Here is a 24,549-nt window from a genome sequence, read left to right on the forward strand (position 1 = left end):
CTATGACCGCCTATCTTTCGAGCGCCGAACCCGGCTTCGCCCAAGCTTTCGAGACCCTACTGGCCTCCAAGCGTGAGGCCTCGGTCGAGGTCGGTGAAACTGTCGCCGCGATAATCGCGGATGTCCGCAAGCGCGGCGACGTTGCGCTGATCGAATTGACCACCAAATTCGACGGCATGACGCTCGATGCCGCGGGGCTTAGATTTACCGCCGACGAGATCGAAGAGGCGTATCGCGCCGTCGATCCAGATGTGCGCAGCGCGCTCGAACTGGCGCATCGCCGCATCACGGCGCACCACCAAAAGCAGATGCCGGAGGATAGCACCTATACCGACGACATCGGTGTGACGCTCGGGAGCCGCTGGACGGCGGTCGAAGCCGTGGGCCTTTATGTGCCAGGCGGTCTCGCCTCCTATCCGTCTTCCGTGCTGATGAACGCAATTCCCGCCAAGGTGGCGGGCGTCGAGCGATTGGCGATGGTGGTCCCGACGCCCAAAGGCGTGGTCAATCCGGCCGTGCTCGCTGCCGCAAAAATCGCCGGTGTCGATGAGATTTACCGCGTCGGTGGCGCGCAGGCCGTGGCGGCGCTCGCGTTCGGCACAGACACCATCAAGCCAGTTTACAAAATCGTCGGCCCGGGCAACGCCTATGTCGCGGCGGCGAAACGCCAGGTGTTCGGCACGGTCGGGATCGACATGATTGCCGGACCGTCAGAGGTGCTGGTCATCGCCGACAGCACCGCCAATCCAGCCTGGATCGCTGCCGATCTCTTGGCGCAGGCCGAACATGGCGGCGGAGCACAATCGATCCTTTTGACCACCGACGCCGATCTGGCCAAGGCGGTCGACGCCGAGGTGGACCGCCAGATCGGAACCCTTCGCGCGCCCGATACGGCACGCGCTGGCTGGAACGAGTTTGGCGCGATCATAACGGTGGCAACCATCGATGAGGCTATAGCGCTAGCCAATCGGATTGCATCCGAGCACGTCGAACTGGCGCTCGATGATCCGCAATCGGTGGTCGAAAAGATTCGCAACGCCGGCGCCATTTTTGTCGGGCACCACACGCCGGAAGCGATCGGCGATTATGTCGGCGGGTCGAACCACGTTCTCCCCACGGCGCGCTCGGCGCGGTTTGCGTCGGGACTTGGCGTGCTCGATTTTGTCAAGCGCACCACAATTTTGGGCTGCACGCCAGCGGCTCTGAGTGAGCTGGCAGACGCAACTGTGGCCCTTGCCGAAGCAGAGGGGCTGCAGGCGCACGGGCGGTCCGTATCGATCAGGCTCAATCGCTGATGGACAAGCGGCCCTTCGATCCCAAGACCGACAGGATCGTCACGGTTACGCTCGACCCCAACACGATCACTTCGGTCGATCCCGACGAAGTGCACGAATGGCGCATTGCGAGCTATGATCTGATCGACAACAATCGCTTCTATCCGGCGCGCGTGTCGGCGACGGGCCCATATGCATTGCATTTATCGATCATCCAGAACCACATCGTTCTCGACGTTCGTCATCCGGAAACTTTCAAGCCCATTGCCGCCCATTATCTGTCGCTGACTCCGTTTCGCAGCCTGATCCGGGACTATTTTCGCATTCGGGAAAGCTATTACGAAGCGATCCGCTCGGCCTCGACATTCCAGATCGAGGCTGTGGATATGGGGCGGCGCGGGCTGCACAATCAGGCGGCGGAGCTGCTGATCGAGCGGTTGAAAAACAAGCTGGTGATGGATCTGGAAACCGCGCGCCGGCTGTTCACGCTGATCTGCGCCGTCCAGCCCTATGCTGCGCGGGTGCCGGAGCAGGACAGCCAACTGCCGACCATACTATTTGTCTGTTCGATGAACTCGGTACGCTCGCCCATCGCCGCAGCGCTGGCGCGAAAGCATTTCCCCGGCCACATTATCGCGCGTTCGGCGGGCGTGCGGTCGGGCAAGGTCGACCATTTCGTCCATGAGGTGATGGAAGAGATCGGCATCGACATGTCGGTCCACACCCCTCACACGATGGATGAGCTCGTGGCATCCAGTTTCGACGCGATCATTACGTTGGCCGATGATGCCAAGGCCGCGGTCGACGCGCGGGGGCTGCAGGCCCAGACCATGGAGCATTGGCCGCTCGAAGACCCGGCCGAGGCCGAAGGGACGCGGGAGACCGTTCTGGCGGCCTATCGGCGCTTGCGCGACCAGCTTGACGCGCGGCTGCGCGAGGCCTTGCCAAACATGCTCGAACTGGCTCAGAAGTCGGGCTGAACTGGCCCTTTCATTTATCGGCGTTTGCGTTTAGTTTGCGCGCCAAATCGCGCCCCGGTTTCCTATGGGGCTTATTCAGGAGAAAGAATGGCAAAGGAAGAAGTGCTCGAATTTCCGGGCGTTGTAACGGAATTGCTTCCCAACGCGACATTTCGCGTCAAGCTCGAGAACGAACACGAGATCATCGCCCATACTGCCGGTCGTATGCGCAAGAACCGCATCCGCGTTCTCGCAGGCGACAAGGTGCTGGTCGAAATGACGCCCTACGACCTGACCAAGGGCCGCATCACCTATCGTTTCAAGTAAGGTCTCCAGGGAGCGTTTTTCAAAGGCAGGACAATGATCCTTCTGCGTTTGAAAGACGCCGCCGGTGATCTCACACCAGGTTAGCCTCATGGTATCCGGACGCCCAGAACTCATTCTTGCTTCGTCCTCTCCGCGACGGCTGGCCCTATTGAACCAGATCGGCATCGATCCCGATCACCTGATTCCAGCCCATGTGGATGAAACGCCCGAACGCGCCGAGCTGCCAAGGCGGCTCGCGCAGCGGCTCGCCCATGCCAAGGCGACCGAAGTGCGCAAAAAGGCGCGGCAGGCCGGGGTCGGGGGCGATGCCATAGTGCTCGCTGCCGATACGGTGGTCGCCGTGGGGCGGCGCATTTTGCCCAAGGCCGAGACCATGGACGAGGCAGCGAGCTGCCTACGCCTGTTGTCCGGGCGGTCGCACCGTGTATTTACCGGGCTCTGCGTCCTCTCCAAATCCGGACAGGTCCGCGAGCGGCTTGTCGATACCCGCATTCGCTTCAAGCGGTTGTCGAACAAGGAAATCGAGGCCTATCTCGCCAGTGGCGAATGGAACGGCAAGGCCGGTGGCTATGCCATCCAGGGCATCGCCGGATCGTTCGTCGTCAAGATGAGCGGGTCCTACAATGCCGTGGTCGGCCTGCCGCTGCTCGAAACCGTCGGACTGTTGCTCGCCGAAGGCTATCCAGTGCATTTCAACTGGCTCAATCCGGCAAATCTTTCAGGCGTCTGACAATGCCCGATAACGTAACCCGTCTGCGTCAGCCAAAGCCATGCCCAATTTGCGGCAAGCTCTCGGTGCAGCAATTCCACCCCTTCTGCTCGGCACGTTGCGCCGATGTCGATCTCAACCGTTGGCTCAAGGGCAATTACGCGATCCCCGGCAATCCGGTCGAGACCGACCCCGAGGGCGATGGGTTCGATATGCCTGGTGAAGAGGACAACTAGAGCCTGTTTCGGCGATTTGCCTGCGGCCCCAAAAGAATTTGTGCCCCTTGCGCAAAAAGTGGGTGTGGGTGCTGGACAGTCGAAATCTGACCCCCTATAAACCGCCCACCAACGCGGGGCCCGAGGGTCCCAAATCAGCGATGCCCAGGTAGCTCAGTTGGTAGAGCAGCGGATTGAAAATCCGCGTGTCGGCGGTTCAATTCCGTCCCTGGGCACCATTTTCACTTGAAAAACAAGCACTTAGTAGCACTGATTGCGTTTGCGATGGCCTAGCTATGCGGATAAATGCATTAGCACAGCCTAGCACAGTGCTTGTACATCAATGACTTAGCCGATATTCCTTTTTGCGCTAGCACGATCCAAGCACAATGACCGACCAACGCGCCAACAGGCGTTTATGGTTCAGTGCCTTTGAACTCGTGCTGATGCGGGGGAAAAGCTAAGTTGGCGCAATGCTAAACTTCACTGATGATCGATATCCGAATCAGTCTGAGGGCTTTCAGATATTTCTACGGGGAGATGTCTGGTGGGTGCGCTTCAGTCTAAAGCAACAGGGGCAGCAACGATTCTCACTTAAGACCAAAGATCAGGATACAGCTGCACTGCTAGCCAGAGAAAAGTGGGCTAGTTCCTGCCTACTTGCCGAGCATGGGATCCGCAGCAATTCGAAGAGTTTTGCCAAAGTTGCGGAGGAGTTCATTGCGCAGCTTGAAAGGGAGGTCGAACGCGGTGTGCGTGCGGAATACCAGGCTAAGCAGTACCCAATGATCATTCGCACCTATTTCGTACGGCATTTCGATAAGCGAGCGATCGATCAGATCCGGACCGGCGATATAGAAAGGTACTGGGACTGGCGTAGAGAGTACTGGATCAGTGGGCCAGGCTCGAAACATCCCTACATCGTCTACAAACGCGTCATAAAAGGGCGAGAGACGCGCATACGCCGCGCTGTTAAGGAAGGCTATCCCACAGATAGCACGCTGGCCAAAGAGGTGCTGCTGTTCAACCAGATATTCGATTTCGCTAGGCGCAGGGATTACCTAACACAGGTACCGGAGATAGCGCTACGCAAGAGTAAAGTGAGAAAGCAGAAGGCAAGGCCAGGCTTCACGCTGGAGGAGTTTCGCCATCTGCTCGATGTGAGTGAAAGACGAATCCACGAAGATCACATCAACAGCCATGTCCGGAACGATCGCACGAAACTGCACGCTTTCTGCTATATCGCTGGGTTCACCGGCTTGAGGCCGACAGAATTGTTCAACCTGTGCTGGGGGAACATTGAGCAACGCACGGTAGAGCTAGCAGCGGGCGTCCCGCAGAACATTCTCGTGTTCCATGTGCGCGGGAAGGGAAAAGAAAGGGAGACGGCCACCATGCCTGAAATCCTAACTTCGCTGAACCTCCTAAAAAACGTTTTCATGCTGGAAACAGAGCGCGAGCCGAATGGCGACGACCCTCTTTTCGCCAATGCTGATGGTTCGCCCATCAAATCGTTTAAGGTTGGCTTGGCGCAGTTGTTCGAAGCAGCCGGCCTTCGCACCGTTGATGATGGCAGGCAGCGCAGCAGCTTCTCATTCCGCCACTTCTACATCACCCAACAGATCCGCAATAACGTGAACCCGCATGTGCTCGCTCGAAATGCGGGCACATCTACGCAGATGATAGACCAATATTATTCCAAAATCGTCGCGACGGACGAGGTGAACAAGCTCACGCCCGACTGGTTCGGCACGCGGTTTCAGTTGCCAGTGAAGGGGCGTTAGGCACCGGCACGGTTGGATGGCGAGGAGTGGCATGCAAAAAGGCAGTTGCTGCATTGCAGAAGAAAGTCACCGTCAATATGAACGAAGTGGCAGCAAACGGTGTACTACGCGTCCGCCAGGCTTACTTTAATCGGCGTATCCGGCTCCGGAAAAGTGTCCGTCATTCAATCAAGCACGGCCATTCATCCAAGACGGGAAGCTGGTGACATCGGCAACTCCAGGAAAATCATCTATTACTGCCGCCCGATATCCGAAGTTTGGCCGCCGATGTGGCGGCTTCTCCAACATCAGTTGGTAGTGAAAGGTATCTAACAACTGCCGTTCAAAAATTTATAGCGTGGCGGAATTATTGTTGATTCCCAATATGCTGGTCGGGACTGGCATCCAGCCTAACTCGATTAAATTAGGTAGATGCGTACCTAAGAATCGGTTCTATTCAGGCATAATGGAGCTACGGCTAGTATGTCAGCTATCGGTGAACAAGAAGTACTGGATAACTGCGGTGCGCTCGTGGATCTTCACGCATGCACATTGTCGGGTCGCGTAGTGTACTTCGATATCACCGGACTTGGCCACAGCACATGGGTCCCTCTGGTTAAGGTTTTCCTCGACCAAGAAGTCGAATTGAGAGTCGTCTATCTTGAACCCAGCAGCTACACTCTGAGCCCTACGCCACGGGCGGGAGAGCTTTACGACCTGAGCGAAAGAATCCAGGGAATTCGTCCACTTCCACTAGTAACGGTGCTCGATGAGCCGCCCGTCGAAGATATTCTTTTTGTGCCGTTCTTGGGCTTCGAAGGAACACGATTTTCCCACATGCTTGAGGAGATCCAACCCTTTGATCGCAAAACCATACCGGTGATAGGTGCACCCGGCTTTAGGCCTGAATATCCTTTCAAGTCTTATATCGGAAACGCTGGACCGCTAGCTAGGTCTGGAGGCAACCGGTTGGTGCGATATGCCAAATCCAATTGTCCGTTCAGCGCATTCTATGTCTTGGACGACATATTTAAGCGATACCCAAAAGCGCACATTAAGATCGGGCTGATTGGAACAAAGCCACATGCGCTTGGTGCTACGTTGTTTTTCCTGGCAAAGGGGGATCGAGTTGAGTTGGTGTATGACCACGTGAAGCGCAAGAAGAATAGGACGAAAGGGTTTGATAGGTGCTTAGTCTACAATGTGGCTGAGTTTTTTGCTGAACGGGCCGTAGCGATTTGACAAATGACAGCTTTTATACACCGCCATACCTGGCGGATAAGCTCACAATGCACTGCCGCCGAAAGTGTCCCGATCGAATAGCGGACTTCGCGGCTGGTGATGGTTCATTGCTGATCTCGGCCAGCAAGAGGTGGCCTGGCGCTAGGCTCTTTGCGATGGATATTTCTAGTGATGCCATCCAAGCGATCCGTAGGAAACTACCCCACGCTGAAGTGGTGCTGCAGGACTTTTTCGACTCATCGTCGATCGCGACGCCCAAATTCGACCTTGTATTACTTAATCCGCCTTTTACATGCAGAGGCTCGAAAACTGCAAGTACTTCAGTTAACGGAAGGACCTTTCGCTCGAGCCTTGCTCTGGCGTTCGTGGCTCGTGCGGTCGATTATTTGGAGAAAGACGGCCAAATTCTCGCTTTGCTACCCGCCTCGTGCCTTACTAGCGAGAAAGACGCTCGTCTGAGAGAGTATCTTATGGAGGAGAGAGGCATGGACTGCATCAGTGAACCGGTATCGCGTGCTTTTCTCGGATGTGATGTTCAAGTTCAATTAGTGGAACTCAGTCGTTCACCTCGAAAGAGAGCGGTGCGCCTGCGCCATCATAGGCAACGCCAAAATGAAGAGCCCACAATCAACGTTGTAGTGAAAAGAGGGGGGGGTGGCAGTTGGGGACGCAAAGTTGTCCGGCGGCACGACCCCCTTTGTTCACACCACTTCGTTGAGAAATGGCACGGTAGTTTTTGAGCCTTATCGAGTAACGTCCGGAAGGAGCTTGGTGGAAGGTAGTGCAGTTTTTTTGCCCAGGGTAGGACGGCCAAACGTAAATAAGATATCAGTGCAGGCCACAGATGCGGTGGTGGCAATTTCGGATTGCATTATGTCTATCCAAGCCACAACCGCCGAGCTAAATGCGCAATTAGCTGCGCGCATACGCAGAAACTGGCCAGCGCTCGAAGAGCTTTATTCGGGGACGTGTGCGCCATATTTAACTCTAGATCGTCTAAAAATGTTTCTGTCCAGCATCAACATCAAGGATGTTTCCGAGACCAATGTTCGTTCTTCGACAGTTGTGGTGGAAGTGACCAAGGAGGTGTTTTGTGACCGCAAAATCATGCAGGCCACCGGCTAAAGCCGACCTACCGCTCTAGCCATCATTTCATCATTCACCTCGATGTAACGCTGTGTGGTGGTCAGGTTTTTATGGCCTGCCAATGTCATGATGACCTTTGGCGAAACACCAGAATGCGCAAGCTTGGTGATGAACCACCGGCGTCCGCTATGTGAACTTGCCCCATCAATGCCTGCTGCTCGATAAATGCGAGCAAATAGCTGGCAGAGGCTATTGGCGGAAAAGTGCCCGAGTTCATTCTGGTATCGCATCGACCGCTTTTGCGACGGAATGACCGGAGTATCTGTAGAAAGTTGACTAAGGCAACTTTTCCAAGCGCCCAGTTCTCGCTGCAGCCGTCCGTTCAGGTAGACTGCTCGGGCCTCATTGGACTTGGTGTTTTCGGCTTTGAGCCAGAACTGGTCTTTGATCGTGCCGTTGGCCATGAGAACATCGACCCACTTCAAGCTAGCAATCTCGCCCACGCGCAAACCCGCATAGTGTGAAAGCAAAACCGCAATCCTGTTGCGCTTGCCGTTCTGCATCGACTCGCACACGACGAGGACACGCTTTAGCTCCTGCTCGGTCAGCACCTTTGCCTGCTTCATCAACATCACCTTTTGTGGGTTCACCCGGCAAAACATGATGTTGCCGTTGGTCCGAAAGGGCGAGCACCAAGGCTGGTTCTGCTAAATCAACGGCTTAGGCAGGAATGTCAGGAAGTGTGCAAAACATGATGATTGGCTGCTGATGCATGGCAGCTGCCGACCCCTAGTCAGACGTTGAGTCTGGGTTGCGGAGCACCCGAAACCTGCCGTATCAGCATTTGCTTGTCGGCATAGTGGGGGCACGAAGCCGGCCGGCAACTCTGGATCGCCGCTAAGTCGTGAGCTGAAGTCACATTGGGTACCGAACCCGTTTGGAACCATTGCCGGGGCATCTTGAAACCAGTTCCCGCGCGCGCAGCCGATCGGTTGAGAACCACTCGTATCAGGGCACCGGCACAGTCGCGATGAAATCGGTCATTCGCTTCAGTGCCTCGGCATCGTGGAAGATACCGAAATGTGTCGTCTCCGCCAGAACTTCTGCGCGTCCGCGGTAGCCGCTGGCCTTCAACAGATCGAGTAGCGCGGTACTGTCGACGGCCTCATCCTTGTCGCCGACGAGCACCAGACTGTTCGAGGGCATCGCCTTCACGTCGGCCGCATAGTCGTTGCGAGGATGATAGGAGGAATTGAGCCGCCAGGAATAGGCGAGCGTCTCGGTCCCGTTCCACGCGCCGGCAGGTTTGTTGAAGGCGATGATCGGCAGTCCATCGAAGCCGTGCACGCCGATGATGTTCAGCGCCACGAGTCCCAAGATGCGGGGCGGATGGATGACGTTCCAACCGCCCGCATTGCCACCACGCACCGCGGCCGTGCGCGGAATGACCGGAGCCATGGCGACGTAGCTCGCGATTGCTTCCTGCTGCGGTGCCTTGCCACCCGCAAAACGCAACACAAATCCGCCGCCGCTCGAATGGCCGCCCAGGATGATGGGACCGTTATGGCCCTGTTTCCGAAGTTCCCGGGTGAGATCGACGATGTCGTCCTCATACTGGCCGACATACTCGACGTCGCCCCGGCGGCGTCCCGAGAAATAGTGACCCCGCATGTTCGGCAGGACGACCTTGGCTGCTCCTGCCGCGCTCACATACTTCGCCAACTCGTCATATCCGGCGCCATGGTACGAGGACCCGTGAACGAAAACCAGGATCCGCTCGTTCGCTGCATCGTAGAACCTGTAGGCAAGCGCATCGCCGTCACGCGCGCGAAACTGCTGCAATGGCAGATCCGCGGCACCGTTGTCCCGCTCCCGGGAAAAGCCGAAGACATCCGTTTCCGGCGGCATTGGCGGAAAGGGCATCGCAATCGCCACGATTGCGGCGATCAGGCCGGCCGTCGCGAGGGCGATGAGAATGATGAATCCGCGAAACAAATGGCGCAATGTGTCAACTCCGCAAGTGAATTCGTATTCGAATGAAGCGCAGCAAGTTCATAGCCATGTCGACAGAAGTGGGACGTATCCCAGCGTCTGCGGCGCAGGATGTCTGCGCCACAGGATGGCGGGCATTCTCTTGGAGGAGCCGTACAAGACCTACCACTGCAGTGCTGCGGTCGCAACGAGCACCATTGCCACGGGACGTCAACCAAGCGGCGAGGCGAAGGGGATAGCCAATTGAAACCCGCAATTCCGCTTCCCACCCGTTCGAGCCATCTCAGGCGCACGCGGCGCGCCGTGCCCGGAGACTGGCAGGGTCGACCCCTGATCTGCCGTTCGGACCTATCGCGTTGGAGATTCGAAAGCGGACATTCAAGCGAGTGAGTGTTGGCAGCCTTCGGTACCTTTGTCGGCCGTAGAGGTTGGATCGGGCACTTTCGAGAAGGAGACAGAGGCTGGGCTAGGTTAGCTTGACGAGCCCGTGTTGCGCGACGTGAACGTGCACCTAGATCTTTCGGCTATTGATCAGCCGAGGTCCAACTATGCGCTAACAGTCGGCAGGGCCGACAAGAGGGCCATGAAGCAGAGCGCGATCCCTGCCGTCCTGCAGATGGCGCGATAGTGCCAGAGTGCGGCAGCACGCACGATCGGATGCGAGAAGAGAGCCGCCACGACGGCATGCCAGCCGATGGTAATGATAGTTGCAATGGCCACGACCGAAAGCCCATTGATGAACCCTGGCGCCTCGAGCATCAGGCTGACGAGGGCCACGGCGTAGAACGCTGCTGTCTGCGGCGACAGGAAGCCTATCAGTACGCCTTCCACGAACAAGTCCCCCTCAAGTCTCCTGGAGGTACCGCCCATGGCAGGCGGTGTAGCGCGGACCATGTGCCAAGCCAGTCCTCACAGCACCACCGCACCGCAAATCTTCGCCGCCGGAAGTGACAGGGGGGCGGCAAGTTGAACCGCGCCGAACAACATCAGTGCGGTAAGTGCCGCGCGCCCGATGCCGATGCCCAGCAGCAGGGGGAGAGTCCTGCCGAATCCTTGAATGACAGCTAGGCCGCCAGCCGCGAAGGTGACAGGTCCCGGAATGATCACCATCACCACATAGGCAGCGATGAACTGAAGCATGGATAGAGATAGGAAGGTGGAAGCGGACATGGTGGTCAATCCCGGCTGGCCGTTTCGGAAAAACGAAGGCCTGTTCGCGTGACTGTTCGTTGTCGGATCAGGCACCGCTCACTGGGTCGGCGAACGGTGCATCAGGAGCGCACACATAGAAAATCACCATCCGCGCCGGCACGTCCCCCTTGTTGAACCCAGTCATGTTTACGCCGGAAGGTTCGACGAAGACTTCTCCCGCTTTGATCGCAACGGGCTCGCTTCCGTCGAGTTCAAGCGTGAAGGTGCCATCCAGCATGTAGACGGTCACCGGATAGCGATGCGAATGATAGGGCGTGACATCGCCCGGAAGCAGGGTCGAGGAAAGCACCCGGATCTCCTGCTCGGGGTGGATCGGCATGCCCCGTGCGACCTCGCGGTGAATCGGAGTCAGCTTCGCCATTCCGCTTTCCTGGGCGCTGCGCGTCAGTCCGACGGTCAGGCCTGCGATCATGGTTTCAACGTCGCTTTGGTGGTGCATTGGTTTTCTCCCGTGAGGACGTGAGAGAACCTACTGAGAGAACTTAGCGAGCGGCAGCAGAGAAACTGCACTGCCCGCGCGCAAAAGTGCATAATGGCGTCATGTTCGACTGGAGCGACCTCCGTCATCTCATCGCCGTCTCGCGCTTTGGCAGCACGCTTGCCGCGGCGAAAGCGCTTGGCGTGAACCAATCCACCGTTCACCGCAGGCTGGGCGAACTGGAAAACGGCATCGGTTTGATCTTGGTGAAGCGGCATCCGTCAGGCTATCGCTTGTCTGAACTGGGCGAGACGCTGATTGACTACGTGCTCGCCGTCGAGACCGCCGTCGAGGCACTGGAGCGCCAAGTTCAGGCGCTGAAGTACGACCTGAAGGGCGTGATCCGCCTTACCTGCCCGGAGCCGACCGTCTCGCGCATGGCCGCCATCGGGCTGCTCGACCGCTTTCACGAGCGCTATCCCGGCCTCGCGGTCGAATTCATCACCAGCGATCGCTATCTCGACATCGCCAAGGGCGAGGCCGATGTCGCCTTCCGCTCGGGCGAGCCTGCGGACGACAGTCTGGTGGGTCGTAAGATCTGTGACTCCATATGGGCGATCTACGCCAGCAGGAGTTACGTCCAGCAGCACGGCCGACCCGGCAGCATCACCGAATTGGCGGACCATGCCCTGATCGGCTTCGACGGCATAATGCAGAACCATCGCGTGGCGAAATGGCTGCCGCAGGCGGTCCCGAATGACCGCAGCGCGTTCGATATCTGAGTGCGCTGGCGGTTGAGCATCAACCGGACCCGGTGCAGCATCATCACGCTTTGCTGCTCAGGCGACTTCACCGGCACGAAGCGCATGGTCGGTCGGGTCACGGCCTCGCAGATCGCTTCTGCGTCGGCTGCATCATTCTTCTGTCGCTTCAGATAGGGCTTTACGTACTGTGCCGGCAGCAGCCGCACATCATGGCCGAGTGCGATCAGCTCGCGAGCCCAATAGTGCGAGGAACTGCAGGCCTCGATCCCGATCACGCATCGTGGCAGACTTTCGAAGAAGGCGAGGACACGCCCTCGCGTCAGCTTTCGGCGAACAACAACCTCGCCGGACGAATCCACCGCGTGGACCTGAAAAACGGACTTTGCAATATCCAAACCGATCGTCACAATGTTGCTCATCGTGGTGCTCCTCCATCTTCAATCCCGCGATCATACCGCAGGGAGGGAGGAGAGCCGTCCACCGCATCAAGTCCGGACGGTCCGCTGTTGGAAGCGCTTGGCGGTTAGCTGCCTTTCCCGCACTGCCCTGTTGGGCAAAGTTTGCTTGGTCAGCGTAGGCCCATTGCGGCCATCAGAATCTGGTGGACGGAAGCCGTAAACGGTCGTAGCCGACCGGCCCCAGCATCAGATGCGACGCCACTGACCCTATCACCACACACTTCACGTCATGTTCGAATTCCGCACGTTGGCGCCGAGGCCTTCGGCGACATACGCACGCAGGAGCAGATTGAGAATCTCAAGATCGTTTTGCACTTCCACCGGATGGCATTTCCTGGCGCCTTCGAGGGCCGCCTTCAGCCATGGGCTCATCCGAGGATGCGCCAGAACCCAGGCGATCCGCTCGTCATTGGTCTGCGGCGCGTCATCAGCTTTCGTCATCGGCCTTTCTCCATCGTCCGGTCATGGGTTGCACAAGGGACAGTGTCCCGGATCGGCCTTGGTCAGCCCGTCGCCGCGCGGCCGGTTCTCACGATGCGGGCAGGCGACGCAGCCGAAGACGCGGTGGCGGACCATGAGGCTCGGCGTCCCGCACCATTCGCAAGGCAAGCCGATCTCGACATCGACCTGTCCGTAGCCGGGCGTGCGGCAGGCCGGGCACAGCGCGGAAAGCCGTTCGGCGAGAGCAGAGGCAAGGCGGCCGAGCGTCGCCATCCGGGTCGGGTTCATGTGGGCGCGCATATCGGTCTGGATCAGCGCCCGGCCGTCGTCCGATTGCGCCTTAGCCGACATGACGGCCAGCTCGAGCGCGGTTCTGTCGCGCAGGCCCTTGTGGATGTTGCCTGCTCCACCTTCGCTCTCGGCCGGCTTCACGATCAAGGCGTGCGCGGGAAAGCCGAGACGATCCAGGATGGGCGTCACATCGTCGCCAGCAACTACATAACCGTGGCCGAAGACCGGCGCGTCCTCGATCAGATGCTCGCTGACGACGATGCCGCGCATATCGTCGACGAGCACCATGAGCTCGACCCCACCGGGAACGAATGGGATCTGCGGGTGCGGGCCGTAGCTGCCTTCGCTGGCAAGGCCGATCGGCAAGCCGGTTGCCTTCATGCCCAGCCGCGCCTTGGCGATTGCCGCCTCGCGGATGGTGCCGGCGCGCGGGATCTCGCCGGTGAAGGTGCCGAGTGCGTCGGTGTCGATATCCGGCGCGGACGAGACGATCAGTCCGAGCCGGTCGCGCAGGACGGGCGCGATTGCTTCCTCCTTTCCGTGCATCGTGGCGAGCACGGCATGCCGGCAGGCATAGGGTGAATACCGGTGGCCGGCGTCTGCAAGGGGGACAGCTTGCGGAACGAAGGTCTTCATGCGTGCGCCTGAAGTCGCAAGGTTTCCACCTCCGCTTCGTCCCAGGAGAGGTTGCCGGCGTAACGCCAGGCCATGCGGCCGTCCTCGCCGAGGGCGAAGAGATGGAGCCAGCGATTGTCGAGCAGTGCCCGGACGTCCGCGTGGCGCTCGAGGATGCCGGTGATCGCCTTCTGCGGGGCCTCGATGACGACGGAGAGCCGCAGCGGTTCATGCGCCAGCTCATTACCGTCATGGACGGACTGCCAGGGCAGGCCGGCGCGCAGGAGGCCGCCATTGCCTTCGACGACGCCGATTCCCCCTGTGACGTTGTGCAGGAGCTTGTTGCCGGCGCCGAAGACTTCCGGCGCGACGGTTGAGCCGTAATATTGCAGGCTGATCCAGCTCGCGACGACGACCGGTGCGGTCAGGATTAGTTCCAGCACGCCGAAGCCTTCGTCGCGCCGCCAGTCATAATCATGCAGGAACGCCCGGCCCCCCAGGTCGCAACCCGTCGTGCGCCACCGAGGCGCGGCGACGAAAGCCTGGCAGCCGGCGAGCGCCCATTCGGGTCGCAACTCGGCCCAGTCGCGGGCGCGGCGGGCAATATCGGCCTGTGTCTCGGCGCGGGGCAGGCGCCTTGCCCGTTCGGCCCGCGCGAGCCCGCCTGCGGTCTGGAGCCAACCCCTGGCCGCCGTCAGGTCCGCGGCGTGCTCCACCGAGGAATGATCGGCGTCATAGATGGTAACGTCGTCGGTCGTCGTGTCGTGGAGGGCCGCCAGGAACAAGGTGTCTTCGGGAACCACGATGCCGCGTGCGAGAAGGCTGGTGCGCACGTCGGGCGCGTTGAGCAGCGAGGCGAGCAGCCGGGCATTGACCTCGCCCGAATAGCCGCCGCAGGCCCCGCAATGGAGTGCACTGGCATGCGGGTTGTTGACGACACTGGCGCCGTGGCCGGCGATCAGCACCAACCTCGCGAAACGATCGGTGAGCGACATGGCCCTGAGGACGGTTTCGGCCATCTCGATCCGCTGGTCGAGGCCGATCGTGTCGGCCGGCCGTGGCGCCGGGTCGTTCGGTGCGGCATTGCGGGTGAGCCCCAGCGCGTCGCGAAGAAGCTTGCCGACATAGACTGGCCCCGTCGCCTCGACGAAGGCGAAGGAGGAGACGGCGGCGAGCTTGAAGCGACCCCAGGCACGCTTGGCACGGGCCGCGATCCGTGCCGTGCGATCCGCGCGCTCGGTCTCAGGCGTCTGCTCTCCCGAGCAGGTGAAGAGACCGGGCCGGAGCAGAACGGGCAGGCGGGCTTCCACCACGTCCGAGCCGAAGCGGCGGTGCGCGATCCCCATGCCGAAGAAACCGGCGAAGCCGAGCGTGCTGATCCCGGGATCGAGCGTTTCCAGCGCCCTGCGAAAGACCTCCGAGCGGACGTCGATGCAGAAGGCCATCTGCATCGCGGGACGCGACGAAGCCGGCACGGCGGGCCGCGGTTCGGCGAAGAGGGCCCGCAGCTGCCTCTGGGCGGCGCGCTCAGCGGCCTCCTGGAGGATCGCATCGACATGATCCTCCGCGCTTGCGGCGACCGGTTCGGCATGGGCGGTCACGGTCTCGCGCCATTGCGTGCCGATCTCGTGCTCGTATTGCCGCAGAAGTGCAGCTTCCCAAACGAGACGAATGGCAAGGAGATCGATCACCGTCTTGTCGGTCCCGCCTGCCAGTGCGGCCTTCCAGAGGCGATAGCGTGCGAGCTGCGCCCAGCCGCCCAGGCTTGCCAGCAGGCGGTGGAAGCAGCTTTCCAGCGCCGACTCGGACAGGCCGAGCGTCTCGACGGCGTCGATCAGGGCGGCCTCGGCGCTTTCGGGAGCGTCCGCGACGGTGCCGGCGAAGCGGGCAAGGCCGACGATCTCCGGGGTCAGGTCATGCATGGCGACGGTGCGCCAGGAGGCATAGGCGCTGCGGCCTTGCGCTGCGGCCCAGAGCGCTTGGCCCTGATCGAAATAGCCTGCCGCCCAATGGCTGATGCGCTCATCGACCACGGCCTGCCAGTCGATGCCGCTGGCCTCGCGCGCCAACTCGGCGACGGTCGGCAAAGCCCGCGCCGCCGACGTCTCGACATTCAATGCCTGCTTTAGCGCGGGAACCGTTTTTGGGCGCATTGATGCTGGCGCCGCTCCAAGCGCTTCGGCCAGATCTTCGTCGGTGAGTTCGCCGCTTTGGTGGCGCTCCCGATACCAGTCGCGCGGCATGTTGAGCCGGATGCCGGCGACCCGCCGCAACCGCGCAGCGGCGACAGCCAGCGGTTCGCCCGTCTGGCCAAGGAACGGATTGACAGCGACGCTGGACGCCAGCGGCCAGAGCGGCGGGATGGCGCGCGCTGCGCCGTGCGCCGCAGCCATGACTGCTTCGGAGCCGGGAAGTGGGGTCTTGTGTACAGTCATCAGCATGAGGTTTTCCTGATCCTTGAGCGTCACGAGGGCTTGCGGACGGACCAGCCGCCCAGCATGCGATCGAGCATGGCGTTGACATAAAGCCCGTTGGAGAGATGAACCCGCAGGCCGGCAGCCGCCGGATGGCCCGCCCAGAGCGGGAACAGCGCCTGCGCGACTGCGACCAGGCCGAAGGTCAGGACGGCGAGCGCCATCAGGGTCCATTCGAGCCTCCCCGGCGCGGGCGTCGCCGGCAGCACGCCCGCCGTCAGCCATTCGGCCACCGTCTGGAGCGCGAAGTAGCCGAGGGCAGCTGCGGTCGCGTAAATTGCTGTCCTTGTCGTCAGGGCGCGCGGTGCGGCATCCGCTAGCCCCTGGGCCAGCAGATAGGCGACGCCGAAGATGAGGATGGCGCCGAGTGCGAGCGATTGGGGTGATTTGTGCTCAAACCCGAAGCCAAGACCGAAGGCTGCACCGATCGCGCCATAGATCGCCAACGCGATGAAGAAGGCGCGGGCGACCGCGCCGCCATCTGGTATGGCCACCGGTCCCGGCCGGCGGATCGAGGCGACCTGCTCGACGGCACCGCCCGAGGCCAGGAAAGCATGGGCCTTGTAGAGCGAATGGGCGACGATGTGGAGCAGTGCCAACGGGAACAGCGCCAGCCCGCATTGCAGGATCATGAAGCCCATCTGCGCCACGGTCGACCAGGCGAGCGAGGTCTTGACTGCTGGCTGGGTCAGCATGACGAGTGCGCCGAAGAGGGCGGTGAAGCCGCCGACCATCGCCAGCACCGCCAGCACGCCGGGCGCGAGCAGCATCACGTCAGCGAAGCGGATGAGGAGAAAGCCGCCGGCATTGATGACGCCTGCATGGAGCAGCGCCGAGACCGGCGTCGGCGCCTCCATCACCTCGGTCAGCCAGCCATGGGTCGGGAATTGGGCCGATTTCAACAACGCCGCGAGCGCCAGTAACCCCGCCGCTGCCGGCGCGTGCCAGGAAACGTCGCCGGTCCGCGCCATGGTATTGATCGCGGCGATATCGGTCGTGCCGAAGGCCACGCTCATCAACAGCACCGAGCCTGCCAGCGACAGGGCGCCAAGGACCGCGAAGAGCCGCTTCTTGCGCGCCGCGCGCTGCGCCCCGATGCGCTCGGGATAGAAGAGCAGCAAGCGATGGAGCGCAAAGCTCGTCGCGATCCACGCGCCGAGCAGTTGCACGAGATTGCCGGCCTGAACGAGGAGAAGGACCGCGGCTAGCGCCGCGCACAGCCAGCCTGTGAACGCGCCCTGCCGTGCTTCGCCATCGAGCAAGGTACGCGAATAGCGCAGCACGATCCAGCCGACGAAGGAGACCAGAAGCAGCATCGTCACGCTGATCACGTCGAGCCGCGCGGAGAGACCTATACCAGCCGAGCCTATGAGGGCGCTGTCGCCCGGACCCTGCAGCAGTAGGAGAACCAGCGAACCGGCCGCGATAGCGAGGGCCGACATGGCGGCTCGCTCGGCGACGGCCGCTACGTGCGGGGCCCTTCGACCCGGACGCGAAGACGCGAACAGTGCGGCGAGAAGCAGGAACAGCGGTGCGGCGAGCGGCAGCAGATTGAGCGACAAGGTGGTTTCCTTGGGTGCGGTGGCGACACCCTGCTGCTAGCCGAGCCGCGTTCCGAAAGAAAATGCATTGTTTGCTCAATTCCGTTCGCTATTATCGAACGGCATGGCAGCGCTCAATTATCACCATCTGCGGTATTTCCGGGCCGTCGCCCACGACGGCAACCTCACGCGCACGGCCGCGCGCTTGAACCTGACCCAGTCAGCGCTCTCGGTGCAGATCCGCAAACTTGAAGAGCAGCTCGGCCATGCGCTCTTCGACCGGCGCGGACGACAGCTTCATCTGACCGAAGCCGGCCGCATCGCGCTCGACCATGCCGATGCGATCTTCGCGACCGGGGAGGAACTGCTAGGCACGCTTCGCGAAACCGGTACGGCGCGCCAGGCGCTGCGGGTCGGGGCGCTCGCCACCTTGTCGCGCAACTTCCAGATGGAGTTTCTGCGGCCCGTTCTCGGCCGGACCGATATTGAGCTCGTCTTGCGCTCCGGCGGGGCCGCCGAGCTTTTGCGCGCGCTGGAAGCACTGAACCTCGACGTCGTGCTCATCAACCACGCGCCCGCGCGTGATGTACTGACGCCCTTCGTGGCGCATCGGATCGCTGAACAGCCAGTCGGCCTCGTCGGCACGCCGCATCGGTTTTTTGGCAGAGCGGGCCTCGTCGATCTTTTGCGCGACCATCCCGTCATCGTACCGACGCTGGAGAGCAGCGTGCGCGCCGGCTTCGACGCTCTTGCCGATCGCCTGATGGTGCGCCCGCAGATCGTCGCGGAGGTCGAGGACATGGCGATGATGCGGCTTCTGGCCCGCGAAGATGTCGGCCTTGCCGTCCTGCCGCCCATCGTCGTCAAGGACGAGCTGGCGGCCGGCCTCCTCGTCGAGGGCGATGAGCCGCTGGGGATCACGGAGACCTTCTTTGCCGTGACGATGGAACGGCGTTTTCCGAACCCGGCCTTGCGAATGCTCCTGCAGCAGGGCTCGGCGCAGATCGGAGTCGTTTAGCTACCCGACGCCGAGCGCCTGTGCCGCATCCTTGGCCCTTTTGGCCAGTTCCTCAAAATGCGCCGCGCGGCCGGCCGTTGTCCTGAAGTAGACCCCGACTTCGCGGGTCTCGCGCCAGTCGCTCACCTCAAGGAGATGCACGTCTTCCGCGTTGCGGAACTCCGCCCGTGCGTAAAGTTCTGGGAACAGGGAACAGCCCATACCTATCGAGACCATTTGGCGGATCGCGTCGAGGCTGGTGCCGACATAGTCGTCGACGACCGTCGCACCCGACGCCTTCGCCAGGTGCTGGACATTTTCCAAAAGACGGTTGCCGCTCCCCAGTGCCAGAAGGCGTTCGTTTGCCAGCTCCTTCATGGCAACGGATCGCCTTTGCGCAAAGCGGTGATCGGCCGGCACGCCGAGATAAAGCCGCTCGCTGCCAATCGGGATGAAGGTCAAGGAGGGCTCGCCGCATGAGGGGCCGACACCGCAATCGAGCGTGCCTTCGGCGACAGAGGTTTCGATCGCGGCAGGGCGATCCTCGACGATATAGATTCTGAGGTCGGGATATGTCCGGTGGAGGGGCGGCAGGAAGGTCGGCAGGAAGTACGGCCCGAAGCTGGGAGGCGTACCCAGCCTGACGACACCGCCCAAGGCAGCGCTGTCCTGCGCGACGGCATCCATCAGATCGGTCATCGCGGCAAGCGTAACGCGTGCTCCATGGAGAAAGCGTTCTCCGGCTGGCGTGATCAGGACCGCTGCCGAGGTCCGCTCGAAGAGCTGGATGCCGAGATTTTCTTCGACGATCCCAATTTGAACGGACAGCGTGGGTTGCGAGACATGGCAGCGCTTGGCGGCCTTGCCGAAATGACCGCATTCGGCAAGGGCGACGACATATTCGAGCTGGCGCAGGGTTGGTCGGAACGGCATGGCTGATAGTTGACGACTATCATGACGATTTCAACAATCAATTGGCGCAATCGCAAAGGCATACCCAAATCAGCCTCGTGGTCAACACGGAGGTATGAACATGGACCCGTTCCTGAACTCGCTGCGCAATCGTCGCGCACAAATCCAGGCCCGTATCGAGCATGAACAGGCGCGTCCCGCGCCCGACAGCCTGAGGCTCTACGGGTTAAAGAAGCTCAAGCTGCGGTTTCGCGAGCAGATCGAATATCTGGAGCGGCTCAACCGGGAAGGGCAGGCGACAGTCATCCCAGTGATCCGCCGCAAGTCCTTCACGCCAACGATGGCGCGGCCGCGGGCGTGAGGGCGCATCCATGCACCTTCAACCGCGCCAAGCGGCAAAGCTCAACCGTGTCGTCGGCTACGGCGGCGTTGCCCTGATCGTCGCATGGTCGCTGCTCGCGCTTGCTGCCTATGCCGCCGTCGAGGCGGCGGTCGGCTGGATGGCCGGCATGGGCGCTGCCGATGGCCTGATCGCCTGGTTCGCACAGATCGCCGCGCCGCTTGACGGACCGCTGATCGCGATCGTGTGGCTTGTCGGCGTCGCGATCCTGGGCGTTGTGACCGTCCTGATCCGCCGTTTGACTTCGGCCGCAACCTAGCTGGTCTACCGCCGCCGATCCTGCGGGATCGGCGGCGGACATGTTGATTGCCCCAGTCCGGGCCCCTCTGGCGAGAGATGCCGGTCCTCTCGCGATGTCGGACATTTTTTCACCGTGGACGACCGGCTGGAGAGTTCACGTGGAATTTGCATTTCTGTTCGCCGACTGGCTCGGCAAGCCGGTCTGGATGTGGCTCGGCTTCATCTCGATTGTTATCGCGCTTCTGGTCTTCGACCTCGGCGTCCTTCACCGTGACAATCACGAGATCGAGGTGCGCGAAAGCCTGATCCTGTCGTCGATGTACATCACCCTCGGTCTGGCCTTCGGCGGCTTTGTCTGGTGGCAGCTCGGCGCGGAATCCGGTATGAACTATGTGACGGGTTTCGTGGTCGAAAAGACGCTGGCGCTCGACAACGTTTTCGTCATCGCGCTGATTTTCTCCTTTTTCGCGGTTCCGCGCAAATACCAGCACCGCGTGCTTTTCTGGGGCATCCTCGGCGTCATCGTCCTGCGCGCCATCATGATCGGCCTCGGCGCGACGCTCGTCTCGCAGTTCTCCTGGGTGCTCTACATCTTCGCCGCGTTCCTGGTGATCACCGGCATCAAGATGCTGTGGATCGGCGACAAGGAGCCCGAGATCGGCAATAACCCCATCGTCGGCTTCCTGCGGCGCCGCTTCAACGTGACCGACGAACACCACGGCCAGGATTTCTTCGTCAAGAAGCCCGATCCGAAAACTGGCAAGCTCGTCTGGTTCATGACGCCGCTTTTCATGGCGCTGGTGATGGTCGAGATCGCCGACGTGATCTTCGCCGTGGATTCGGTACCGGCGATCTTCGCTATCACGACGGACCCATTCATCGTCTACACGTCGAACATCTTCGCCATTCTCGGCCTGCGCGCGCTCTACTTCGCGCTCGCTGCGATGATCCACCGGTTCCAATACCTAAAGCCGGCGCTCGCGATCGTGCTGATCTTCATCGGGTCGAAGATCTTCGTCGCTGACCTGCTCGGTCTCGAGAAGTTCCCCGCCGCGCTCTCGCTTGGCATCACCTTCGCTATCATCGCGTCGGGCGTGGTCTGGAGCCTGGTAAAGACGCGGTCTCAGCCGCCGCATATCGGGCCGGAAGAATTGCCGCGCCCCTAAGGCTCGGCCCTGGCGCTGGACAGCAAGTCCATCGCCAGGGCTGCCAGATGGCGCACTTGGAATTGAGCTCGACATGTTCGGACGCAAGGAGTTGAAACAATGCACGACATGCTGGTCGCCCTGATCACCTTTCTTCTTCTCGAGCCGCTGCAGCAGGACATCGCAAGGTCGCTTGCCGACACCAGCGCCCCGCAGGAGGTAGTGGCCTCGCTCGTCGCCTGTGTAACCGAGCAAGGAGCGCAGATCGTCAACCGTGCTTTGGACGATCTGTGGTGGGCGTCATCAAGCGCATTCGGCGTCTGGATCGGTTTTGCCGACCCGGTCACGCTGCTTACCGAGGCTGCACCGGAATGCGTGGCAGCCATCGACGCCGCCCGGCCGTTTCTTGAGCCACTAGAAGGCGCCAGTGGGTAAGCGCAGAGCGACAACGGGAGGGCCGCAGTTCGTTCACTGGCTTGCGGCCGCGATGACGCTAGGGACGTTCATAAAACGAGCAGCCGACACATGCATAACCTCTCCACCATACTCGATCTTTCCATCGTCGGCTTTGCGATGGCATCCGCCTGGCTCTGGTGGGCATCCGGCCGTCACCGGGTCAGGCGGATCACGCGGCGCGAGGAACTGAGCGCCGCGGACATCAATCGGTTGGTCGTCGCGTTAAACCGGTCACAGATGCTCAATACGCGCGCGGCATTCACGACGGCCTGTGCTGGCGCACTTGCAGCAATCCGGCTGGCCTTGGACCTTGCATAAGATGCCGGAAGAACAGCGTGAGGCTAGACACATGCCCCGACTTGCCATCACTCAGAAACGAGGATCAGATCGTCGCGTGCTGGCTGTTGACGAGGACGCTGTACCGCCCACCGCGTCGGAAGTAATCGACGATCTGCTGGCGGCCTGCAAAGATCGGGATCGCATCGCGATCGGTGATGTGGTCGACCGACTCGGTGCGGCCGGGTTCCCGATGCTGGTTCTGGTCCTCGTGCTGCCAGCGCTCATTCCGATCCCGGGGCCATACGGCATGGTGTTCGGCACGGCGGTTGCAGTCCTTGCCATTCAGATGATCATTGGCCGTCGCAAGCCGTGGCTGCCCGCCGTGCTCACTCGGCGGTCTGTCTCAACCAGAGTGCTGACAAACGCCGGCAAGCGAGCGCGCGGCTGGCTGGTTGCGATCGAATACCTGCACGCGCCGGGCCGCTTCAAGTGGCTTGCCGGACGTCAGGCCGGCCGCGTCGCGGGTTTGATGATCCTGCCTCTCTCCATCATGATCGGGTTGCCGATACCTTTCGGCAACGTGCCGCCCGTCGCCGCCATCGCCATGATCGCGTTCGCCTTGATCTTGCGGGATGGGCTTGCACTTATTCTCGCGTTTGTCGCGGCCATTCTGGCAGCAGCGTGGGTCGCTTTCGTGTTCTGGTTCGGAGGCGAACTTCTCAACCGGATCTGGCCGCTGTTTGGCTGATCGCGAGCAATCGTTCTTGCCGACAGGGCGAGCGGCGTTAAAGCTCCATGGACAGGACGTTTCAACAAGAAGTCGAATCCGCGCTGGAGAGCCTCGCAACCGACCGCAATGGGTTGGCACGCCGGTTGGGATTGGCCGTAGGATCGCTCAGAGCCTGAGAAAATCGCGGCGCGCCGCCCTATGCCCGACTTGTACTCGCCGCTCTGGTGGCCGGGCTTGATCTGGCGGAAATCCTCGCCTGCGAGCGTCGATCCAACCGCCGGTCGTCCAACGTCAACTAGCTCCAAATATCGATCCGCCTGCTCGGCAACATCTCTGCGGCTAGGCGGTCAGGGCGGATCGATATGCCATCCACTACATCGACCTCGACAGGTTCAAGTTCGTCAACGATCCGCTCGGCCATCCGGCGGGGCCCCGCTGTGCGACTGGTCGGCGCCCGCCTTATAAAGCTGTGCGCGGACGAGGGCCTTGTTGCGCGCTTCGACGGCGACGAATTCGTCGGAATGCAAGCGGAGTTCGACAAAATGTCGCCGGAAAGCATGGCGCGCCGCCTCGTCGACCTCTTGTCGCGGACGTACATCATCGAAGGGCGTTCGGTGAATGTCTGAGCCAGCCTCGGCGTGGCCATGGGCGACGCGGGCTCGGATGTTTCCGAAACATCTCGAACGCCGATCTGGCGCTCTATGCGGCCAAACGGGGCGGCCGCAGCTGTCATCGATTTTTTCGATCCATGCATGAAAGACGCGGTGGAGGCGCGCCGGGGCTTGGAAAGCGCCTTGCGCGCCGCGCTGGCGCTTGAGGTGTTCAGTCTTGTCTACCAACCGCAGGTCGACCTTGCGACCGCAACCGTGACGGGCTTCGAAGCTCTGCTTCGGTGGACCCGTTCGGACCGAACGGCGGTGACCCCGGCCAGTTTCATAACGTTGGCCGAGGCAATAGGCCGGATGCCGGCGATCGGCGAATGGGTGCTGCGAACGGCGACGCGCGATGCAGCATCCTAGAACGGAACGCTGTCCGGTCTCGGTCAATATCCCGCCCCTGCAGTTCAAAGATGCAAAGCTTGCCGAAACGGTCCTGTCGGCCGTCGCTTCGTCCGGCCTCGCGCCGTCGCGGCTCGATCTGGAGATCACCGAAGGCACGCTCCTCGACAACTGCCGCCATTAGCGTGAATGACCGCTTCTGGGCGCAGGCAAAGCTGGCATCTACGACCGACATGGTGAAGGTTTTCGGGTGCCGGCCATCGCCCGTTCATTCTGCCCATGTCGGGGAAGAGCGGGAAATTCACTATCGTTGGCATCCCTATTTCGAACGGAAGGTAACCGTTCGGCAGGTTCAACAGCGGGCCACGGGACAGTTTCTGAGAGTTGACGGTCCCTCTGGCACCATCATCTCGATTCCTGGCTGGATGGTGGATCCCCTGATCTGTGCAGAAATGAGGATTGGCGCGCCGCAGGTTGATCTTGCGGCCCTGTCAGATCTCAAGAGACTGGTCACGCCGACTTCTGTTCCCACACACTCCCCGGGCGAAAATGGAATCGCAAGGGAGGAAGTCGATGAAACAGCACAACGCGCCTGCTCCGACCGCGGGCAG

The 24,549-nt window shown here is 61.0% G+C and carries 31 protein-coding genes, 1 tRNA gene and 1 pseudogene; 22 read left to right on the forward strand and 11 right to left on the reverse strand.

Annotated features, from left to right (window positions below; all coding sequences use genetic code 11):
* Positions 1–2: 2 nt before the first annotated feature.
* The 10 genes from hisD to BLR31_RS21405 all read left to right on the forward strand — a co-directional run bounded on the left by hisD (position 3) and on the right by BLR31_RS21405 (position 7,614).
* The gene (gene hisD, locus BLR31_RS15810) at positions 3–1,295 is read left to right on the forward strand and encodes a histidinol dehydrogenase (RefSeq protein ID WP_090597668.1); all 1,293 of its coding nucleotides are present in this window, start codon (positions 3–5) and stop codon (positions 1,293–1,295) included.
* Positions 1,295–2,254, forward strand: coding sequence for a UPF0262 family protein (locus BLR31_RS22240; protein WP_176762708.1), 960 nt, complete (start codon positions 1,295–1,297; stop codon positions 2,252–2,254). Before hisD ends, BLR31_RS22240 begins: the two co-directional genes overlap by 1 nt.
* 87 nt (positions 2,255–2,341) lie before the next feature.
* Complete coding sequence (infA, locus tag BLR31_RS15820; protein ID WP_004435948.1) at positions 2,342–2,560, forward strand: translation initiation factor IF-1; 219 nt, start codon at positions 2,342–2,344, stop codon at positions 2,558–2,560.
* Positions 2,561–2,648: 88 nt separating this feature from the next.
* Complete coding sequence (locus BLR31_RS15825; RefSeq protein ID WP_090597669.1) at positions 2,649–3,290, forward strand: Maf-like protein; 642 nt, start codon at positions 2,649–2,651, stop codon at positions 3,288–3,290.
* 2 nt (positions 3,291–3,292) lie between these two features.
* Positions 3,293–3,505, forward strand: a complete 213-nt coding sequence (yacG, locus tag BLR31_RS15830) for a DNA gyrase inhibitor YacG (protein WP_090597670.1) — start codon at positions 3,293–3,295, stop codon at positions 3,503–3,505.
* A gap of 142 nt (positions 3,506–3,647) precedes the next feature.
* Positions 3,648–3,723, forward strand: a tRNA-Phe gene (locus BLR31_RS15835).
* 312 nt (positions 3,724–4,035) lie between these two features.
* Positions 4,036–5,268: a tyrosine-type recombinase/integrase gene (locus tag BLR31_RS15840; RefSeq protein WP_176762709.1), complete on the forward strand. Its 1,233-nt coding sequence runs from the start codon at positions 4,036–4,038 to the stop codon at positions 5,266–5,268.
* Positions 5,269–5,730: 462 nt separating this feature from the next.
* On the forward strand, positions 5,731–6,489 hold the full coding sequence (locus BLR31_RS15845) for a hypothetical protein (RefSeq protein WP_090597672.1): 759 nt from the start codon (positions 5,731–5,733) through the stop codon (positions 6,487–6,489).
* On the forward strand, positions 6,486–7,229 hold the full coding sequence (locus tag BLR31_RS22330) for an N-6 DNA methylase (RefSeq protein ID WP_143009412.1): 744 nt from the start codon (positions 6,486–6,488) through the stop codon (positions 7,227–7,229). Before BLR31_RS15845 ends, BLR31_RS22330 begins: the two co-directional genes overlap by 4 nt.
* A 91-nt stretch (positions 7,230–7,320) precedes the next feature.
* The gene (locus tag BLR31_RS21405; RefSeq protein WP_143009413.1) at positions 7,321–7,614 is read left to right on the forward strand and encodes a hypothetical protein; all 294 of its coding nucleotides are present in this window, start codon (positions 7,321–7,323) and stop codon (positions 7,612–7,614) included.
* Here BLR31_RS21405 and BLR31_RS15855 read toward each other — a convergent pair.
* The 5 genes from BLR31_RS15855 to BLR31_RS15875 form a co-directional block, all read right to left on the reverse strand.
* Entirely contained in the window at positions 7,611–8,201 is a 591-nt protein-coding gene (locus BLR31_RS15855) for a tyrosine-type recombinase/integrase (RefSeq protein WP_090597702.1), read from the reverse strand. The two genes, BLR31_RS21405 and BLR31_RS15855, sit on opposite strands and share 4 nt — an antisense overlap.
* A gap of 382 nt (positions 8,202–8,583) precedes the next feature.
* Positions 8,584–9,579 (reverse strand): alpha/beta hydrolase, encoded by a 996-nt coding sequence (locus BLR31_RS15860; protein ID WP_143009414.1) that lies wholly within the window; start codon positions 9,577–9,579, stop codon positions 8,584–8,586.
* A gap of 534 nt (positions 9,580–10,113) precedes the next feature.
* Positions 10,114–10,461: a LysE family transporter gene (locus BLR31_RS15865; RefSeq protein ID WP_090597675.1), complete on the reverse strand. Its 348-nt coding sequence runs from the start codon at positions 10,459–10,461 to the stop codon at positions 10,114–10,116.
* A 15-nt stretch (positions 10,462–10,476) separates the two neighbouring features.
* Entirely contained in the window at positions 10,477–10,737 is a 261-nt protein-coding gene (locus BLR31_RS15870) for a hypothetical protein (RefSeq protein WP_143009415.1), read from the reverse strand.
* 67 nt (positions 10,738–10,804) lie between these two features.
* Complete coding sequence (locus BLR31_RS15875; protein WP_090597677.1) at positions 10,805–11,218, reverse strand: cupin domain-containing protein; 414 nt, start codon at positions 11,216–11,218, stop codon at positions 10,805–10,807.
* A gap of 101 nt (positions 11,219–11,319) precedes the next feature.
* Between BLR31_RS15875 and BLR31_RS15880 the strand changes: the two genes are divergently transcribed.
* Positions 11,320–11,979 (forward strand): LysR family transcriptional regulator, encoded by a 660-nt coding sequence (locus BLR31_RS15880; protein ID WP_090597678.1) that lies wholly within the window; start codon positions 11,320–11,322, stop codon positions 11,977–11,979.
* On the opposite strand, the pseudogene BLR31_RS15885 reads toward BLR31_RS15880, so the two are convergent.
* From BLR31_RS15885 to BLR31_RS15905, 5 genes and pseudogenes are all read right to left on the reverse strand, one after another.
* A pseudogene (locus tag BLR31_RS15885) lies at positions 11,958–12,380 on the reverse strand (IS110 family RNA-guided transposase); the annotation flags it as partial. The gene BLR31_RS15880 and the pseudogene BLR31_RS15885 sit on opposite strands and share 22 nt — an antisense overlap.
* A gap of 261 nt (positions 12,381–12,641) precedes the next feature.
* The gene (locus tag BLR31_RS15890) at positions 12,642–12,860 is read right to left on the reverse strand and encodes a hypothetical protein (protein WP_090597679.1); all 219 of its coding nucleotides are present in this window, start codon (positions 12,858–12,860) and stop codon (positions 12,642–12,644) included.
* A gap of 21 nt (positions 12,861–12,881) precedes the next feature.
* Positions 12,882–13,787: a DUF6671 family protein gene (locus BLR31_RS15895; protein WP_090597680.1), complete on the reverse strand. Its 906-nt coding sequence runs from the start codon at positions 13,785–13,787 to the stop codon at positions 12,882–12,884.
* A complete protein-coding gene (locus BLR31_RS15900) occupies positions 13,784–16,207 on the reverse strand; it encodes a YbcC family protein (RefSeq protein WP_090597703.1) in 2,424 nt (807 codons plus the stop codon). Before BLR31_RS15900 ends, BLR31_RS15895 begins: the two co-directional genes overlap by 4 nt.
* Before the next feature lie 23 nt (positions 16,208–16,230).
* A complete protein-coding gene (locus BLR31_RS15905) occupies positions 16,231–17,802 on the reverse strand; it encodes a proton-conducting transporter transmembrane domain-containing protein (protein ID WP_090597681.1) in 1,572 nt (523 codons plus the stop codon).
* 103 nt (positions 17,803–17,905) lie between these two features.
* Between BLR31_RS15905 and BLR31_RS15910 the strand changes: the two genes are divergently transcribed.
* Positions 17,906–18,799 carry a LysR family transcriptional regulator gene (locus BLR31_RS15910; RefSeq protein WP_090597682.1) on the forward strand — a complete coding sequence of 298 codons (894 nt, stop codon included), beginning with the start codon at positions 17,906–17,908 and terminating at the stop codon, positions 18,797–18,799.
* On the opposite strand, the gene BLR31_RS15915 is transcribed toward BLR31_RS15910, so the two are convergent.
* Complete coding sequence (locus BLR31_RS15915) at positions 18,800–19,711, reverse strand: LysR substrate-binding domain-containing protein (RefSeq protein WP_090597683.1); 912 nt, start codon at positions 19,709–19,711, stop codon at positions 18,800–18,802.
* Positions 19,712–19,811: 100 nt separating this feature from the next.
* Between BLR31_RS15915 and BLR31_RS15920 the strand changes: the two genes are divergently transcribed.
* From BLR31_RS15920 to BLR31_RS21920, 10 genes are all read left to right on the forward strand, one after another.
* On the forward strand, positions 19,812–20,051 hold the full coding sequence (locus BLR31_RS15920) for a YdcH family protein (protein ID WP_176762710.1): 240 nt from the start codon (positions 19,812–19,814) through the stop codon (positions 20,049–20,051).
* 10 nt (positions 20,052–20,061) lie between these two features.
* Positions 20,062–20,349: a hypothetical protein gene (locus BLR31_RS15925; RefSeq protein WP_090597685.1), complete on the forward strand. Its 288-nt coding sequence runs from the start codon at positions 20,062–20,064 to the stop codon at positions 20,347–20,349.
* A 139-nt stretch (positions 20,350–20,488) separates the two neighbouring features.
* Positions 20,489–21,496, forward strand: a complete 1,008-nt coding sequence (locus tag BLR31_RS15930) for a TerC family protein (protein WP_090597686.1) — start codon at positions 20,489–20,491, stop codon at positions 21,494–21,496.
* 99 nt (positions 21,497–21,595) lie between these two features.
* Positions 21,596–21,910 carry a hypothetical protein gene (locus tag BLR31_RS15935; RefSeq protein ID WP_090597687.1) on the forward strand — a complete coding sequence of 105 codons (315 nt, stop codon included), beginning with the start codon at positions 21,596–21,598 and terminating at the stop codon, positions 21,908–21,910.
* 90 nt (positions 21,911–22,000) lie between these two features.
* Positions 22,001–22,249 (forward strand): hypothetical protein, encoded by a 249-nt coding sequence (locus BLR31_RS15940; protein WP_090597688.1) that lies wholly within the window; start codon positions 22,001–22,003, stop codon positions 22,247–22,249.
* A 1-nt stretch (position 22,250) separates the two neighbouring features.
* Complete coding sequence (locus BLR31_RS15945; protein WP_090597689.1) at positions 22,251–22,958, forward strand: exopolysaccharide biosynthesis protein; 708 nt, start codon at positions 22,251–22,253, stop codon at positions 22,956–22,958.
* Between the two features lie 344 nt (positions 22,959–23,302).
* Positions 23,303–23,566 carry a hypothetical protein gene (locus BLR31_RS15950; RefSeq protein WP_090597690.1) on the forward strand — a complete coding sequence of 88 codons (264 nt, stop codon included), beginning with the start codon at positions 23,303–23,305 and terminating at the stop codon, positions 23,564–23,566.
* Positions 23,567–23,692: 126 nt separating this feature from the next.
* Positions 23,693–23,959, forward strand: coding sequence for an EAL domain-containing protein (locus BLR31_RS15955; protein WP_176762711.1), 267 nt, complete (start codon positions 23,693–23,695; stop codon positions 23,957–23,959).
* Positions 23,946–24,122, forward strand: coding sequence for an EAL domain-containing protein (locus tag BLR31_RS21410; RefSeq protein WP_137387896.1), 177 nt, complete (start codon positions 23,946–23,948; stop codon positions 24,120–24,122). The genes BLR31_RS15955 and BLR31_RS21410 overlap by 14 nt, the downstream gene beginning before the upstream one ends.
* 1 nt (position 24,123) lies before the next feature.
* A partial coding sequence (locus tag BLR31_RS21920; RefSeq protein ID WP_090597692.1) for a hypothetical protein occupies positions 24,124–24,549 on the forward strand: 426 nt, incomplete at its 3' end.

Source organism: Pelagibacterium luteolum, assembly GCF_900100665.1.
In the GTDB taxonomy this organism is placed as follows: Bacteria; Pseudomonadota; Alphaproteobacteria; order Rhizobiales; family Devosiaceae; genus Pelagibacterium; species Pelagibacterium luteolum.

Coding starts and splice junctions, on each gene's coding strand:
- hisD (WP_090597668.1), top strand. CDS start 3: ATGACCGCCTATCTTTCGAGCGCCGAACCCGGCTTCGCCCAAGCTTTC.
- BLR31_RS22240 (WP_176762708.1), top strand. CDS start 1,295: ATGGACAAGCGGCCCTTCGATCCCAAGACCGACAGGATCGTCACGGTT.
- infA (WP_004435948.1), top strand. CDS start 2,342: ATGGCAAAGGAAGAAGTGCTCGAATTTCCGGGCGTTGTAACGGAATTG.
- BLR31_RS15825 (WP_090597669.1), top strand. CDS start 2,649: ATGGTATCCGGACGCCCAGAACTCATTCTTGCTTCGTCCTCTCCGCGA.
- yacG (WP_090597670.1), top strand. CDS start 3,293: ATGCCCGATAACGTAACCCGTCTGCGTCAGCCAAAGCCATGCCCAATT.
- BLR31_RS15845 (WP_090597672.1), top strand. CDS start 5,731: ATGTCAGCTATCGGTGAACAAGAAGTACTGGATAACTGCGGTGCGCTC.
- BLR31_RS15855 (WP_090597702.1), bottom strand. CDS start 8,201: ATGAAGCAGGCAAAGGTGCTGACCGAGCAGGAGCTAAAGCGTGTCCTC.
- BLR31_RS15865 (WP_090597675.1), bottom strand. CDS start 10,461: ATGGTCCGCGCTACACCGCCTGCCATGGGCGGTACCTCCAGGAGACTT.
- BLR31_RS15870 (WP_143009415.1), bottom strand. CDS start 10,737: ATGTCCGCTTCCACCTTCCTATCTCTATCCATGCTTCAGTTCATCGCT.
- BLR31_RS15875 (WP_090597677.1), bottom strand. CDS start 11,218: ATGCACCACCAAAGCGACGTTGAAACCATGATCGCAGGCCTGACCGTC.
- BLR31_RS15880 (WP_090597678.1), top strand. CDS start 11,320: ATGTTCGACTGGAGCGACCTCCGTCATCTCATCGCCGTCTCGCGCTTT.
- BLR31_RS15890 (WP_090597679.1), bottom strand. CDS start 12,860: ATGACGAAAGCTGATGACGCGCCGCAGACCAATGACGAGCGGATCGCC.
- BLR31_RS15895 (WP_090597680.1), bottom strand. CDS start 13,787: ATGAAGACCTTCGTTCCGCAAGCTGTCCCCCTTGCAGACGCCGGCCAC.
- BLR31_RS15900 (WP_090597703.1), bottom strand. CDS start 16,207: ATGCTGATGACTGTACACAAGACCCCACTTCCCGGCTCCGAAGCAGTC.
- BLR31_RS15910 (WP_090597682.1), top strand. CDS start 17,906: ATGGCAGCGCTCAATTATCACCATCTGCGGTATTTCCGGGCCGTCGCC.
- BLR31_RS15915 (WP_090597683.1), bottom strand. CDS start 19,711: ATGCCGTTCCGACCAACCCTGCGCCAGCTCGAATATGTCGTCGCCCTT.
- BLR31_RS15920 (WP_176762710.1), top strand. CDS start 19,812: ATGGACCCGTTCCTGAACTCGCTGCGCAATCGTCGCGCACAAATCCAG.
- BLR31_RS15925 (WP_090597685.1), top strand. CDS start 20,062: ATGCACCTTCAACCGCGCCAAGCGGCAAAGCTCAACCGTGTCGTCGGC.
- BLR31_RS15935 (WP_090597687.1), top strand. CDS start 21,596: ATGCACGACATGCTGGTCGCCCTGATCACCTTTCTTCTTCTCGAGCCG.
- BLR31_RS15940 (WP_090597688.1), top strand. CDS start 22,001: ATGCATAACCTCTCCACCATACTCGATCTTTCCATCGTCGGCTTTGCG.
- BLR31_RS15945 (WP_090597689.1), top strand. CDS start 22,251: ATGCCGGAAGAACAGCGTGAGGCTAGACACATGCCCCGACTTGCCATC.
- BLR31_RS15950 (WP_090597690.1), top strand. CDS start 23,303: ATGCCATCCACTACATCGACCTCGACAGGTTCAAGTTCGTCAACGATC.
- BLR31_RS15955 (WP_176762711.1), top strand. CDS start 23,693: ATGAAAGACGCGGTGGAGGCGCGCCGGGGCTTGGAAAGCGCCTTGCGC.
- BLR31_RS21410 (WP_137387896.1), top strand. CDS start 23,946: ATGCAGCATCCTAGAACGGAACGCTGTCCGGTCTCGGTCAATATCCCG.